This window comes from Roseibium aquae, from assembly GCF_008711285.1.
Classification (GTDB): Bacteria; Pseudomonadota; Alphaproteobacteria; order Rhizobiales; family Stappiaceae; genus Roseibium; species Roseibium aquae.
The window spans coordinates 140,974-153,458 of the sequence record NZ_VXDC01000003.1; the positions used below are offsets into that span (position 1 = coordinate 140,974).

General features: G+C 61.9%; 11 protein-coding genes and 1 pseudogene. 5 read left to right on the forward strand and 7 right to left on the reverse strand.

The genetic code is table 11. The annotated features are described in order from the left end of the window. The first annotated feature begins 135 nt into the window (after positions 1-135). Positions 136-759: an LOG family protein gene (locus F0184_RS06315; protein WP_150495319.1), complete on the forward strand. Its 624-nt coding sequence runs from the start codon at positions 136-138 to the stop codon at positions 757-759. A 309-nt stretch (positions 760-1,068) separates the two neighbouring features. On the opposite strand, the gene rarD is transcribed toward F0184_RS06315, so the two are convergent. The 4 genes from rarD to cysS all read right to left on the reverse strand — a co-directional run bounded on the left by rarD (position 1,069) and on the right by cysS (position 5,815). Continuing rightward, on the reverse strand, positions 1,069-2,025 hold the full coding sequence (gene rarD / locus F0184_RS06320; RefSeq protein WP_150495320.1) for an EamA family transporter RarD: 957 nt from the start codon (positions 2,023-2,025) through the stop codon (positions 1,069-1,071). A gap of 23 nt (positions 2,026-2,048) precedes the next feature. Further along, entirely contained in the window at positions 2,049-3,644 is a 1,596-nt protein-coding gene (gene cimA, locus F0184_RS06325) for a citramalate synthase (RefSeq protein ID WP_150495321.1), read from the reverse strand. After that, positions 3,641-4,159 (reverse strand): GFA family protein, encoded by a 519-nt coding sequence (locus F0184_RS06330; RefSeq protein ID WP_172972006.1) that lies wholly within the window; start codon positions 4,157-4,159, stop codon positions 3,641-3,643. The genes cimA and F0184_RS06330 overlap by 4 nt, the downstream gene beginning before the upstream one ends. Positions 4,160-4,411: 252 nt before the next feature. Continuing rightward, a complete protein-coding gene (cysS, locus tag F0184_RS06335) occupies positions 4,412-5,815 on the reverse strand; it encodes a cysteine--tRNA ligase (protein ID WP_150495322.1) in 1,404 nt (467 codons plus the stop codon). 411 nt (positions 5,816-6,226) lie between these two features. Between cysS and F0184_RS06340 the strand changes: the two genes are divergently transcribed. Together F0184_RS06340 and F0184_RS06345 are read left to right on the forward strand one after the other, a co-directional pair. Next, a complete protein-coding gene (locus tag F0184_RS06340) occupies positions 6,227-6,415 on the forward strand; it encodes a sugar transporter (protein WP_150495323.1) in 189 nt (62 codons plus the stop codon). Between the two features lie 52 nt (positions 6,416-6,467). After that, positions 6,468-6,827: an ArsR/SmtB family transcription factor gene (locus F0184_RS06345; RefSeq protein ID WP_150495324.1), complete on the forward strand. Its 360-nt coding sequence runs from the start codon at positions 6,468-6,470 to the stop codon at positions 6,825-6,827. Positions 6,828-6,839: 12 nt separating this feature from the next. On the opposite strand, the gene F0184_RS06350 is transcribed toward F0184_RS06345, so the two are convergent. Continuing rightward, complete coding sequence (locus F0184_RS06350) at positions 6,840-7,343, reverse strand: CreA family protein (RefSeq protein WP_150495325.1); 504 nt, start codon at positions 7,341-7,343, stop codon at positions 6,840-6,842. Between the two features lie 386 nt (positions 7,344-7,729). Beyond that, a pseudogene (locus F0184_RS06355) lies at positions 7,730-8,671 on the reverse strand (MBL fold metallo-hydrolase); the annotation flags it as partial. A 352-nt stretch (positions 8,672-9,023) separates the two neighbouring features. Here F0184_RS06355 and F0184_RS06360 point away from each other — a divergent pair. Together F0184_RS06360 and F0184_RS06365 are read left to right on the forward strand one after the other, a co-directional pair. Beyond that, positions 9,024-9,557 carry a MarR family winged helix-turn-helix transcriptional regulator gene (locus F0184_RS06360; RefSeq protein WP_150495327.1) on the forward strand — a complete coding sequence of 178 codons (534 nt, stop codon included), beginning with the start codon at positions 9,024-9,026 and terminating at the stop codon, positions 9,555-9,557. Between the two features lie 99 nt (positions 9,558-9,656). Continuing rightward, a complete protein-coding gene (locus F0184_RS06365; protein WP_172972007.1) occupies positions 9,657-11,051 on the forward strand; it encodes a DUF2865 domain-containing protein in 1,395 nt (464 codons plus the stop codon). Here F0184_RS06365 and gltX read toward each other — a convergent pair. Further along, on the reverse strand, positions 11,011-12,375 hold the full coding sequence (gltX, locus tag F0184_RS06370) for a glutamate--tRNA ligase (protein WP_150495329.1): 1,365 nt from the start codon (positions 12,373-12,375) through the stop codon (positions 11,011-11,013). The genes F0184_RS06365 and gltX overlap by 41 nt on opposite strands. Positions 12,376-12,485 lie beyond the last annotated feature (110 nt).

Consider the following 12,485-nt stretch of genomic DNA (forward strand, 5'->3'; position numbering starts at 1 on the left):
GCCGGTCAGGGCCGGTACGCTTCCTCACCATCGGAAATAAACGCCTTTTTAACCCACTGCAACAAACCGCCGCTAACACTTTGAAGAATGGTCAATGTGCTTGACCGGCATGCCGACCGATGCGACACAAGATTCATGAATGATATGTCCAAGTCAAAGCTCGCAAGTGTCTGTGTTTACTGTGGCTCGAGCCATGGAACGGATCCCATGTACGAGGCGGCGGCCACCCGTCTCGGCCAGATTCTGGCCGAAGAAAACCTGCGGCTCGTGTACGGCGGCGGCTCCGTCGGTCTTATGGGGACCGTGGCGCGGGCAACCCTTGAGGCCGGCGGCACTGTCACCGGCATTATCCCGCGTTTTCTGGAAAAACGCGAGGTCATGCTGACTACGCTAGAGGACCTGATCGTAACCGAGGACATGCACGAGCGCAAACTACTCATGTTCCAGAGGTCCGATGCGTTCATTGCCCTGCCCGGCGGTATCGGCACGCTTGAAGAAGCGGTCGAAATGATGACATGGGCGCAACTGGGACAACACAAGAAGCCGGTGCTTCTGGCGGACATCGGCGGTTTCTGGTCACCGCTGCTGGAACTTCTGGATCACATGCGCGGACAGGGCTTCATCCGGCCCGAAACGGAAGTCCCTTATCTGGTGGCGAAGCGGGTGGAAGATGCCGTGCCCATGCTCAGGGAGGCCTTGCGCGGCCTTCCCGCGCCGCGCGTCGACAGTGAAGATCTGGCGACCCTGAAACAATTTTAGGCTGCGCCCCGGCCCATGCATTTGAACTGGGATCCAGGTGGCGTACTCAGGTTTCCGGGGCAGTTGGGCCTTCATCCCAAACGCCTCAAACCACACCAGTTGCTTACCACTCGACAAAAATAAACGTTTTCCGCACAAGGGCCCGCTTTTGTGTCCGAGATCAGCGGGCGTTCAATCGGAAGCGATTTCACGCCCCAAGCTGATCGCTTCTTGAGTGGTCGCGCGTCCGCGTTTCAAACAAAACGCCCGATGCGCGAACCCTCTGCCTGATCTCTGTTTTTTCGGTTCCGGCCGGCACGGTCCGAGACCTTACGCGGGCGGGGCGGTCGCCGCGGCGAGCCGCTTTGCCTTGGCAAACCTACGCCACCCGTCCGCGGTGAAGATCGCAAGCGCCAGCCAGATGATGCAGAAAGTCAGGAGCTTGGCGGGGTCGAGCGGTTCGTGCCAGACATAGACGGCCATGGCGAAGTGAAGCGACGGGGCGATATACTGCATCACACCGATCAGCACCATCGGCAGCCGCCGGGCCGCGCCGGAAAAGCAAATGAGCGGCAACGCCGTCACGATTCCCGTCCCCGCCAGCGCGATCAGGACCGGTATGTCGTCAAGGACAAAGGCATCCGCGCCAGCCGCCGCGCTCCACAGGAGATATCCCAGCGCAAGCGGCAACAGCAGGATCGTCTCGACCAGCATTCCCGGGGTCGGCCGCACAGCCGTGACCTTGCGCATGTAGGCATAACCCGCAAAGGAAAAGGCCAAAACCAGGGACACCCAGGGCAAGCCTCCGGCGAAAATCGCCTGAAGCGCGACGGCAACCACCGCCAATCCGACGGCCACTCCCTGCATCGGCGCCAGTTTCTCCCGCAGGATCACCAGGCCAATCAGTATGCTGACGAGGGGATTGATGAAATAGCCCAGCGAGATGTCGAGAACCTTTTCCTGCCCGATCGCCCAGACGAAGACCAGCCAGTTGACCGCGATGAACGCGGCGGATCCGCACAGCCGGAAGACAATCGCCGGTGTGGTCAGCGCCTCCCAGATCTCCCGGCTGCGCTGGCGGAGGAGCAGGTAACCGCCCACGAACAGCACTGACCACAAGATCCGGTGGGACACGACAAAATCGGCCGGGACGCTGTCGGTCAGTTTGTAGTAGGCCGGAAAGAAACCCCACATGCCATAGGCGGCGAGGGCCAGCAAAAGCCCGGTCCGCACTTCATCGGCGGCCGTCGTTCCGCCCGGCGTTGAAGCCCGCGTCGCATCGCTCATGATATGTCTTTCGATGGGCTGCTTCAGGCTTGGTTCGCCTTCATCAGCGCATAGGTGATGGAATCGATCAGGGCCTGGAACGAGGCATCGACAATGTTGCTGGATACACCGACCGTGAACCATCGGCGGCCGGTTCGTGTATCCTGGCTCTCGATCAAGACACGCGTGATGGCCCCGGTGCCGCCATCGAGAATACGCACCTTGTAGTCGATCAGTTCCAGACCGTCGATGGCCGTTTGGTATTTTCCCAGATCCTTGCGAAGCGCGACGTCCAGCGCATTGACCGGCCCGTTGCCTTCAGCCACCGACATACGCGTCTCGCCGTCGACGTCGACCTTCACGACAGCTTCCGAGACCGTGATGAGATCGCCCAGCGCATTGTGCCGCCGCTCGACGATCACCTTGAACGACTTGACCTCGAAAAACTGCGGCACCTCGCCCAGGACCTGCCGCGCCAAGAGCTCGAAGGACGCGTCGGCCGCTTCATAGGCATAGCCCTTGGCCTCGCGCTCCTTCACCTGGGCAAGCAGGCTGTCAAGGCGCGGATCGGCCTTGTCGATCTGAATTCCGACCCGCTCCAGTTCGCCCAGAAGATTGCTCTTGCCCGCTTGATCGGAGACGAGAACCCGGCGGCGGTTGCCCACCGTTTCAGGTGCAACGTGTTCGTAGGTCTGCGGATCCTTCAGGATTGCCGATGCGTGAATGCCGGCCTTGGTCGCAAACGCGGTTTCGCCGACATACGGCGCATGGCGGTCTGGTGAGCGGTTGAGGATTTCATCAAAAGCGTGGGCGACCGCCGTGATATCCGCCAATTGGGTTTCGGTCACCCGCAGCTCGAACCTGTCCGCATAGGCCGGTTTCAGCTTCAAGGTGGGGATCAGCGTGATCAGGTTCGCGTTGCCGCAGCGCTCGCCGATGCCATTGAGCGTGCCCTGGATCTGGCGGACGCCGGCATCGACGGCCGCCAGCGTGTTGGCCACGGCATGGCCGGTGTCGTCGTGCGTGTGAATGCCCAGATGCGTTCCGGGCACAACCTCCCGGACCGCCGTGACGATCTGCTTGATTTCATCGGGCAAGGTCCCGCCGTTCGTGTCGCACAGCACCACCCACCGGGCGCCCGCATCATAGGCCGCCTTGGCACAGGCCAGCGCATAGGAAGGATTGGCCTTGAAACCATCGAAGAAGTGCTCGCAGTCGATCATCGCTTCCTTCCCGGCCGAGACCGCCGCGCGCACCGTATCGGCGATGGACTCCAGGTTTTCCTCGTTCGTGCAGCCGAGCGCGACCTTCACGTGGTAGTCCCAGGCCTTGGCGACAAAGCAGCAGGCATCCGCGCGGGCATCCAGTATCTGGCTCAATCCGGGATCGTTGGAGGCCGACCGCCCCGCCCGCTTGGTCATCCCGAACGCGGTAAAGGTCGCCGTCTTGGTCCGCTTTTCGGAGAAAAACTCCGTGTCGGTCGGATTGGCACCCGGATAGCCACCCTCGACATAGTCGACGCCCAGCCGGTCAAGAAGCTCTGCAATCACCACCTTCTCATTGACGGAAAAATCGATCCCGCTGGTCTGGGCCCCGTCGCGCAGGGTGGTGTCGAAGAGATAGAGACGTTCCTTGGTCATTTTTCCGGTCCATCGGGCATGTCTGGCCGCATCGGCCAGTGTGGGGTGTCGTGGTCAGGGTGCTGGTGATTGCTGACGTCAATTTTGGCGATCAGATCCATGAACTCCGGTTCGTCTTCCGGCTGGCTCGGGAGCCTGAAAAGACCGGCCGTGCCGGCAACCTGATGGCTTGTCCAATGCTGCTTGGTGACCGGAATTGCGCCCGGATCGTCAAAGGCGCCGATGGCAAGTCCGATCAGCGGGTAATCGCGATAAGCAAAGACAAGCGGCGTTCCGCATGCGCTGCAAAACCCGCGATCGACGGCATCGGAGGACGCGAAAAAGCTCGGTTCGCCGCGTGTCCATGTCAGGTGCTCCCGCCGGGCATCGACCAGCGGCGCGAAGAAATTGCCAAATGCCTTTTGGCACATGCGGCAATGGCAGATGCTGGCTTCTCCAAGCGTGCCATCAACCTTGAACCGCACCGCCCCGCATTGGCACCCGCCGGTGTAGCTTTTGAAGCCCGCCTTATCCATGCGCTGTGCCTTTAAGATCAGCTTGCCATTGGCTGCGCGCCTTTAACTGCAAAGCCACAACCGGAGACAAAGTCCCCCACCCCTGCCCCTCCCCACAAGGGGGAGGGGAAACAAGTGGCATGACCGCGGCTTGATCCGCGCGAGCATGCACTGGGGGCCGATGGTAAAATGAAAAACCGCCGCATACGTCCCCCTCCCCCTCGTGGGGAGGGGTCAGGGGTGGGGGGCTACCAAAGACAGACGGGCCGTTGGTCACCGTTTCAGCTCCCAGGTGGTGATGCGCTCGCCGGTTTCCGGGTCCTTGCCATCCTTGAGCTGGATCCCCTCAGCGGCGAGTTCATCGCGGATCCTGTCTGCCTCGGCGAAGTTCTTCGCCTTGAGGTGGTCGAGGCGTTCGGCAATCCGGGCTTCGATAGAACCTGTGTCCAGGCCAGATATGTCGGCTTTGACCGGTCCGACCCCGAGCAAAGCGGCCGTGGCCGAGTAGGTCTCCAGGGCAGCGCTGTTCTTTGCCGCCTCATGAGCCAAGGCATGTAGCGCCTGAATGGCCCCCGGTGTGTTGAGATCATCGGTCAGCGCTGCCAGCACATCCCGGGACGGTTCCTTTTCCGTCTCGATGACATCCGGCCATTTGGCCAAAAGGCTCTCCGCCTCCTCCAGCTTGCGCACGGAAAAATCGATCGGTTCCCGGTAATGGGTCATCAGCATGGCGAGGCGCAGGACTTCGCCCGGCCATTTGCGGCCGCCAAAAGTCTCCTCGTGGAGCAGCTCGTGGATCGTGAAGAAGTTGCCCTCGGACTTGGACATCTTCTTTCCTTCCACCTGCACGAAGCCGTTGTGCAGCCAATAATTGGCCATCTTGTCCGTGCCGTGGGCGCAGCAGGACTGGGCGATCTCGTTCTCATGATGCGGGAAGATCAGGTCGAGGCCACCGCCGTGAATGTCGAACACCGCGCCCAGATGATGGGCGCTCATGACCGAGCATTCGATGTGCCAGCCTGGGCGGCCGCGGCCCCAGGGACTGTCCCAACCGGGCTCCTCCGCCGAGGACTGTTTCCACAGGACGAAGTCGCCGGGGTTCTTCTTGTGCGCGTCGACGGCAATGCGGGCGCCGGCCATCTGCTCGTCCAGCTTGCGCTTGGACAACCCGCCATAGCCGGGCATTGAAGCCGTGTCGAACAGCACCTCGCCCTGCGCCTCATAGGCGTGCCCCCGCTCAAGCAGGGTCCCGATCATCTCGATCATGCCGGGGACATGCGCCGTGGCGCGCGGCTCGTGATCGGGCTCCAGGCAGCCGAGCGCGGCGACGTCCTCATGAAACTGGTCGGCCGTCCGCTTCGTCACCTTCGCGATTGCCTCGTTCAGCGGCAAATCCGGATAGTCGCGCAAGGCCCGCGCGTTGATCTTGTCATCGACGTCCGTGATGTTGCGCACATAGGTGACATGTTCGGCGCCATAAAGGTGCCGCAGCAAGCGATAGAGCACATCGAACACGATGACCGGGCGCGCATTGCCGATATGGGCGAAGTCATAGACGGTCGGACCGCAGACATACATGCGCACATTGTCCGGATCGATGGGCTGGAACAGCTCCTTCGTCCGGGTCAGCGTGTTGGTCAGCTTCAAGCCCGTTGCGCCGGGCGCTGAATCGCTCATGTCAAACCGTCTCCTGGCCGGCTGGCCGGGCGGTCCGTCTTCAAGGTGAAAAATGCCAAGAGGGAACGGCCACAGCCAGCGGTGTCGCTAGCTGCAAATAATTGTGAGGGAAATGCAGGTTCCGTTCGCCGTTTTCATGGCGCGTTTATGGCCAGCTTTTGCCCGTCCGGTCAAGGTCCGTTTTGCCCGGCACCGGCCGGTCGCCTGCCGTAGGATCCGCGTTGGCGCGCGGTTTGGTGCGAAAATGCGCTTCCCACCCCCTCATCTGCCGCCGATTTCACTTGAATTTTCAGCATTTTATACGCGTTTAAGGAAGCTGAACGCCAACTGAACACCCCTCTCAGATCCGGTTCAATGGCGGCCGCCTAATGTGCCTCTCATCGAAGCGTTGCGTGCTGGAGGCCGGAAATCATGTTGAACCGCATCTTTTCAATCCTGTTCGTTTTGACCATCTGTGTCGGACCGTTCGCCGGCCTGTTCAGTTTTGCCGCCACCCAGAGCGGTTCGCTCGAGGTGACCAAACAGAAAAGCATGTGCCTGACAACCGGTGTCGGTTGCGGATCCGGTCATATCCTGTTGCCGGCCTTGGGACGGATGTAAGACGAAAGCGCATTTTGTTGAAAGTTCCCGGTTTTTTTGGCAATTATAGGCGATGGATCAAAAAGCTCTTGAAGACAACGCTGAGAACGCGGCACAATTTTTGAAAATGCTGGCATCCGCGCCGCGTTTGCTCCTGATGTGTCACATGTGGGACCGGGAGTGCAGCGTAGGCGACCTGGCGGAAAAAACCGGCATGCGCATGCCGACCGTCTCGCAACAGCTTTCGCTCCTGCGCGCGCAAGGTTTGGTCGCGACGCGGCGCGACGGCACAACAATCTATTACCGCCTGGTCAGCACCGCCGCCCAAGAGATCATGGCAGTTCTGTATGCGAATTTTTGCGCCCCGGATGCCGAGGCGGTCAATTCGAGCGAACACAAGAAGCCGCTGGACATCCTCGTATCCGGCGAGTGAACCGCCCCCTCCTTATGACAGATGATCCGAACAGTTCGGCGGCATCTGATCGCCCCAAGGCATAATCGGTACGGTGGAGGTCGAGTTTTTCGGACTGCCCTCGATCAGCTTGTCGGAATAGACCACGTACACAAGCACGTTGCGCTTCTCGTCGCAGCCGCGGACAATCCGCATCCTCTTGAAAAACAGGGACCGGCGCTGGCGGAACATTTCCTCGCCTTGTTCAAAGTCGCCCTTAAAACTGATCGGCCCGACCTGACGACAGGCGAGCGAGATATCCGATACCTCCTCCGCGACGCCGATCCAGCCGGAAAACCCGCCCTTTTCCGGCACGGTGAAATGGCAGGCGACGCCATCGATCAAGGGATCATCGACGGCATAGGTCGCCAGTTTGTGATCCGGTGACAGGAACTTCCAGACCGTCGATTTCTTGAAAATAAGGTCCGGCTCATCGGCGGCCTGCACCGCCGTGGCCCCCAGACAAAGCGCCACGAACGTCCAGATCCAAAACCGCATGCTTGACTTTCCTTCCAGATGAAACCGCCGCGTCACATATGGTGGATGCCCGGGCCGTTTTCACCCCCCAAGAGATCACAAACACCCATGGCTCAGTTGGGCCGGGACTGAAAGCTCCTGCTGTCCTCCCCGGCGCCGGTCTCGGGCGTCAACGCATCCGACAGGGCCTCGACGAGGCCGGCTTCGGCGTCCACGAGGGCTGGACCGGGTTCAAGGTCCGACCCGGGGACGTCCCGGTCCGAGGAAAGCTGATCCACCGCGGCAGAGGCCTCCAGAACGGGCAATGGGCTGCCGGAACCGGTTTCGCCCGGATATGCCGCGGTGTCTTCGGGCGTGCCGCCGGGCCGGGCCGTTTCCGGCTCGCTGGCCGGCGGGGCCGGATCATACAGAGCGTCCCAAAGGTCGCGGTCCCGCTCTGGGGTCCAGGCCTGCGGCGTTTCCAGTCCAAGGGCCTCGTCATAGGCCCGGGCCACATTGAAAGGCATGGCATGATCATAAAGCGTCAGGCCGCCGAAGCGATGGTCCATCTCGGCCTTCACGTGAACAAACGTGTCCTTGAGCCCGTTGCCGGCGGCCACGGCGGTGGCCGCGGAATCCCGTAAGATATCGACAAAGGCCTGAGTTTCGGACAAACCCGCCGCCACGGCGTCAGGCCCGATCAGGGCCGCGCCCCGGCCCGGGACAACGACATTTGGCCGGAAGGCGGAAATCCGGTTCAGGGCTCTCGGCCAGTCGGCCAGATGCGCATCGCCGCAGTAACAGGCCGCCCGGTTCTCCACCAGGTCCCCCGCGAACATGACGCCGGAGCCCGGCACCCAAACGACCACGTCGCCCATCGTGTGACCCCGCCCAAGATGCATCAGGCGCACCTCCCGGTTGCCAAGGTCGATCGTCATGGACGAGGCAAAGCTCAGAGTCGGCCATGTCAGCCCGGGAATGGCAGCCCCGTCCTGGAACAGGCGCGGAAACCGCGCATTCTGGACGGCCCAATCGGTCTCGCCGCGATCGGCGATCAAACGTTTGGTGAGATCCGACGATATGATCTCCGCGTCGGCGAAGGCGCTGGCCCCCAAAGACCGGACGGCGTGATAATGTGTCAGAACAAGAAACTTGACCGGTTTGTCGGTGACGGCCCGGATTTCCTCAAGCACTTTTTCCGCCGCCGCCGGGGTCGCCTGCGCATCGACCACCATGACCGACCGGTCGCCGACAATGACACCTGAATTGGGATCACCTGCGGCGGTGAAGGCGTAGCAGCCGTCGCCGACCTGGCGAAACGCGGTTGGTCTTTCTTCCAGATCAGCGGTCGACGCAAAGTGTTTGTTCATGATGCACCTCATTTCTCTTATCCGCCCGCAATCATCGTGGTGCGGACAGAGGCAAGCCTGTCTTCCGGTCTCTTTGCTTTTCTTGGCTGAAGCGTCTCAGGTTTGACCGACGATTCGCAAATCCGGCCCGCAAGAAATCGAGACCTTTTTTCGATTTTCAACACATCCTTCGATACTGCCCGCCATTTCGCATCCAAACCGGCGGTCCCCTTCCCCGTGACACCTTTGCATCCAGCCCATTCTGGCAAGAAGTTCGACGAGTGACTGGCGAACCGCCTGACGGTTTGCTAGACGGCAAAGGTGGCAGGATCGGGATTGGCGGGTGCCGCCGTCAACAATGGGAACCGCGGCTATGAACGATGACGAGGCAGAGGCGGCGGCCCCGCGGGGCGAAGATGGCCAGCAACCGGCCGTGCTGTCGCTCGACGGTTTCCTGCCCTATCAGCTTAACTTCCTCGCCGAACAGGTGAGCCGGTCATTCTCGCTGATCTACAAGCAGCAATTCGGGATCGGCATTCCCGAATGGCGGGTCGTGGCCATCCTGGGCGAGTTCGGGCGCGTGACCTCGAAGCAGGTCGGAGAACGCAGCACCATGCACAAGACGAAGGTGAGCCGGGCCGTAGCCGCTTTGGAGAGCCGGGGATATGTGCGCCGGGAACCCAACCCGCAGGACATGCGGGAGAGCTTTATCGTGCTGACGGATGCGGGCCGGGCCATGTATGACGAACTCGTGCCGCAAGCCCTTGCGTTCTCCAACCGTTTACGCACGGTTCTGGAGCCACAGGAGAACGCCGCGCTGGAGGACATCATCACAAAACTCCATGCCGCCTCCTCCGCTTTCAATGACGAACAGGCAAAAAGCAAGGTAGCACGGCCGCCGCGTTAACCGGATGCAAGACCACAGCTTGATATAGTGCGGCAATCCCTCGATAGTGCTTTGGGGACCGCATGAAAGCTGGGGATGCGGTGCGTGGATGGTGATGTCATGAGTACATCTCGGCGTGTGAGCTTGCTTGCAGCGCTTCTTTCTGGCTGCCTCATAATCGGGCCCGCCGCAGCCGACACCTGTGCGAGCCTGCGCGCGGAGCTTGTCCGCGTATCTTCCGGCGGCGCCGGCTCGCAAGACCTTGCTCGGTGGCGCACGGCCAGATCGCAGCAACAGGCGGCGCTGGCGGGCGCGGAACGCGACGCCCGGCATTTCGGTTGTTTTGGATCCAATCCGAGCCCGAATTGCGGGGATCTCACCGGCAAGATGTCTCGCATGCGCAACAATCTGTCCGACATCGAGCGGCGGATCTCCCGGTTGGAGAGGCAATCCTCGAACAGCGCGGCCGTGGCCCGGATTCAGCGGGAGATGGACCGCAAAGGCTGCTCAGCAGCCGCCCAGACCGGCCGGGAGACGCAGAACGAAAGCCTGTTGAGCCGCGTCTTTTCAGGCACCCGCGATGGCCCCGCCGACACGCTAGCCGGCACTCCCACCTATCGGACACTGCCGAACGGCCTGGTGGTTCCCTTGCCCTCGGCACGTCTGCAAGAGGTCAGGGCAACGCCTGCGGATGAGGCAGCGCTCCCCCGCCGGTCCAGCGAAGGCCGCTCGGCCGCGCGGCGCAGCCTGCCCGCCGGGGGCACATTCCGCACGCTGTGCGTTCGCACCTGCGACGGATTTTACTTTCCGGTGAGCTTTTCAACCGGCCTCGAGCAGTTCGCCAATGATGCCGCCCGATGCACCGAGATTTGCCCCGCCGCCCCGACGGCCCTTTTCGTGCATCGCAATCCCGGGGAAATGACGGAAGACATGATTTCTCTCGCCGGGGTCCCCTATGCCGAAACGGAGAACGCCTACCGGTTTCGCAGCGAGCTCGTGCCGCAATGCAGCTGCCGGAACACCACGACCCAAGCACAGCGTATTTCCGGTCGCCTGATCCCCCTCGCCGGCGCCAACCAGGCCACGGGCACACAGTGGACCCTGTCGCTTCGCACCGGCGGCGGATTGGATTCTCCGGCGGGCCTTGATGAGGCTGACACTCTGGGGGGGAGCGCGCGTTACGCCCGGACACCGATGCGCCCCGACCACATCCCCTTCACGGCCGATCCCGATACGCGCAGCAATCTGGAAGGAGGCTTCGACGCCACCGTGGCGATCAGCACCAGCGACGGCCGCGCGCCAATGGCCGCACCGGACGCCCCGAGAATGGGCGGCCTGCCGATCCTCGGACCGGCGCCAGGCAGCGCCCCGGACCGCACCAAAGACACTGCCGCATCCCCTGAAAAGGACAATCCCGTCTTCACGAATGTCCAGACGGGTCAGCCACTGGTGCAAACGGAAACGGAGCGCGCCTCTATCCGGGTAGTCGGGCCAGAATATTTTGTCGCCCAATAAGCGGCAGGAAGTCGCCCATATCAGGGCCATGTTCGAGACCGGTCACAGCTTTACGCAGCGGCATGAACAACTTCCGGCCCTTGCGGCCGGTTGTCTCTTTCAGCACCGCGGTCCAGACAGACCACGTCTCCGGCGTCACCTCTCCATCCGGCAAGGCCGCACGGGCGGCGCGCACGAAGTCGTCGTCCTCCGCGTCGATCACCGCTGAAATAGACCCATGCGCGATGTTCCAATAGGTCAGCGCATCGCCGACCTTGGCGCAGTTGCCGCGAATGACCGTCCAGAAGGTTTCGTCGGCCGCGATCCCCAGATTTGCCAGGCGCTCGCGCACGGCCTCAAAGGGCATGTCATGCACCAGCCTGGCGTTCAGCCCCGTCAGTTCTTCCGGGTCGAACTTTGCGGCCGAGCGCGAGACCGCTGCCAGATCGAACTTGTGCGAGAGGCTTTCCAGATCGGGCATGGCCTCGACGGCAGCGCTCGTTCCGGTCAGCACCGCCAATGAAGCAACGGACATCGGTTCAAGTCCGGCCTCGCGGAGAGAGCCGATCGAGAGCGCTCCCTTGCGCTTCGACAGGCCCTCGCCATCGCGCGTCGTCAGAAGATTGTGATGGGCAAAGACCGGAACGTTCGCCCCGAGCGCCTGGAAAATGGCGATCTGGACGCCGGTGTTGGCCACGTGGTCCTCGCCGCGGATGACATGGGTCACGCCCATGTCAATATCATCCACGATCGATGGCAGCGTGTAGAGGTAGGTCCCGTCTGCGCGGATCAGAACCGGGTCGGACAACGACGCCAGATCGACCGTCTGATCCCCCCGGCACAAATCGGTCCAAGAGACATCCGTGCGCCGCGTTGCGAACGGGTCGCCATCATGATTGGGCAGAACGAACCGCCAATGGGGTTTGCGGCCTTCGGCCTCGAACCGGGCATGCTCCTCGGCCGTTTGCTTCAAACCCGCCCGGTCATAGACCGGCGGCCGCCCGAGGGCGCGCGCGCGCGAGCGCCGGCGCTCCAGCTCGTCAGGCGTTTCATAACAGGGATACAAGAGACCGGCCGCCTTCAGGATCTGCGCGGCCTTGTCATAGGCTTCGACCCTTTTGGATTGGCGCTCTATCCGGTCCGGACGAATACCCAGCCAGGCCAGATCCCCGGCAATGGCATCCGCATATTCCGCCTTCGATCTTTCCAGATCGGTGTCGTCAAAACGCAGGATGAAGCTTCCGCCAGCTTTTTGCGCAAAAAGCCAGTTGAAGAGGGCCGTCCGGCTGTTGCCGATGTGGATATGTCCTGTGGGGGACGGCGCGAAACGCACTGTGACTGTCATAGCATGTCAACTAGCGGCACGGACGGAACATCGCAAGCCGCTTTTGGCAATTATACCCCCGCCACATGAGAGGGGGCCAAACGGAGCGGGGCGTTCAAGCGGTTTTTGCG

Excerpts from the sequence above, each read along its gene's own strand:
- F0184_RS06315 (WP_150495319.1), top strand. The coding sequence starts at position 136 with ATGAATGATATGTCCAAGTCAAAGCTCGCAAGTGTCTGTGTTTACTGT.
- rarD (WP_150495320.1), bottom strand. The coding sequence starts at position 2,025 with ATGAGCGATGCGACGCGGGCTTCAACGCCGGGCGGAACGACGGCCGCC.
- cimA (WP_150495321.1), bottom strand. The coding sequence starts at position 3,644 with ATGACCAAGGAACGTCTCTATCTCTTCGACACCACCCTGCGCGACGGG.
- F0184_RS06330 (WP_172972006.1), bottom strand. The coding sequence starts at position 4,159 with ATGGATAAGGCGGGCTTCAAAAGCTACACCGGCGGGTGCCAATGCGGG.
- cysS (WP_150495322.1), bottom strand. The coding sequence starts at position 5,815 with ATGAGCGATTCAGCGCCCGGCGCAACGGGCTTGAAGCTGACCAACACG.
- F0184_RS06340 (WP_150495323.1), top strand. The coding sequence starts at position 6,227 with ATGTTGAACCGCATCTTTTCAATCCTGTTCGTTTTGACCATCTGTGTC.
- F0184_RS06345 (WP_150495324.1), top strand. The coding sequence starts at position 6,468 with ATGGATCAAAAAGCTCTTGAAGACAACGCTGAGAACGCGGCACAATTT.
- F0184_RS06350 (WP_150495325.1), bottom strand. The coding sequence starts at position 7,343 with ATGCGGTTTTGGATCTGGACGTTCGTGGCGCTTTGTCTGGGGGCCACG.
- F0184_RS06360 (WP_150495327.1), top strand. The coding sequence starts at position 9,024 with ATGAACGATGACGAGGCAGAGGCGGCGGCCCCGCGGGGCGAAGATGGC.
- F0184_RS06365 (WP_172972007.1), top strand. The coding sequence starts at position 9,657 with ATGAGTACATCTCGGCGTGTGAGCTTGCTTGCAGCGCTTCTTTCTGGC.
- gltX (WP_150495329.1), bottom strand. The coding sequence starts at position 12,375 with ATGACAGTCACAGTGCGTTTCGCGCCGTCCCCCACAGGACATATCCAC.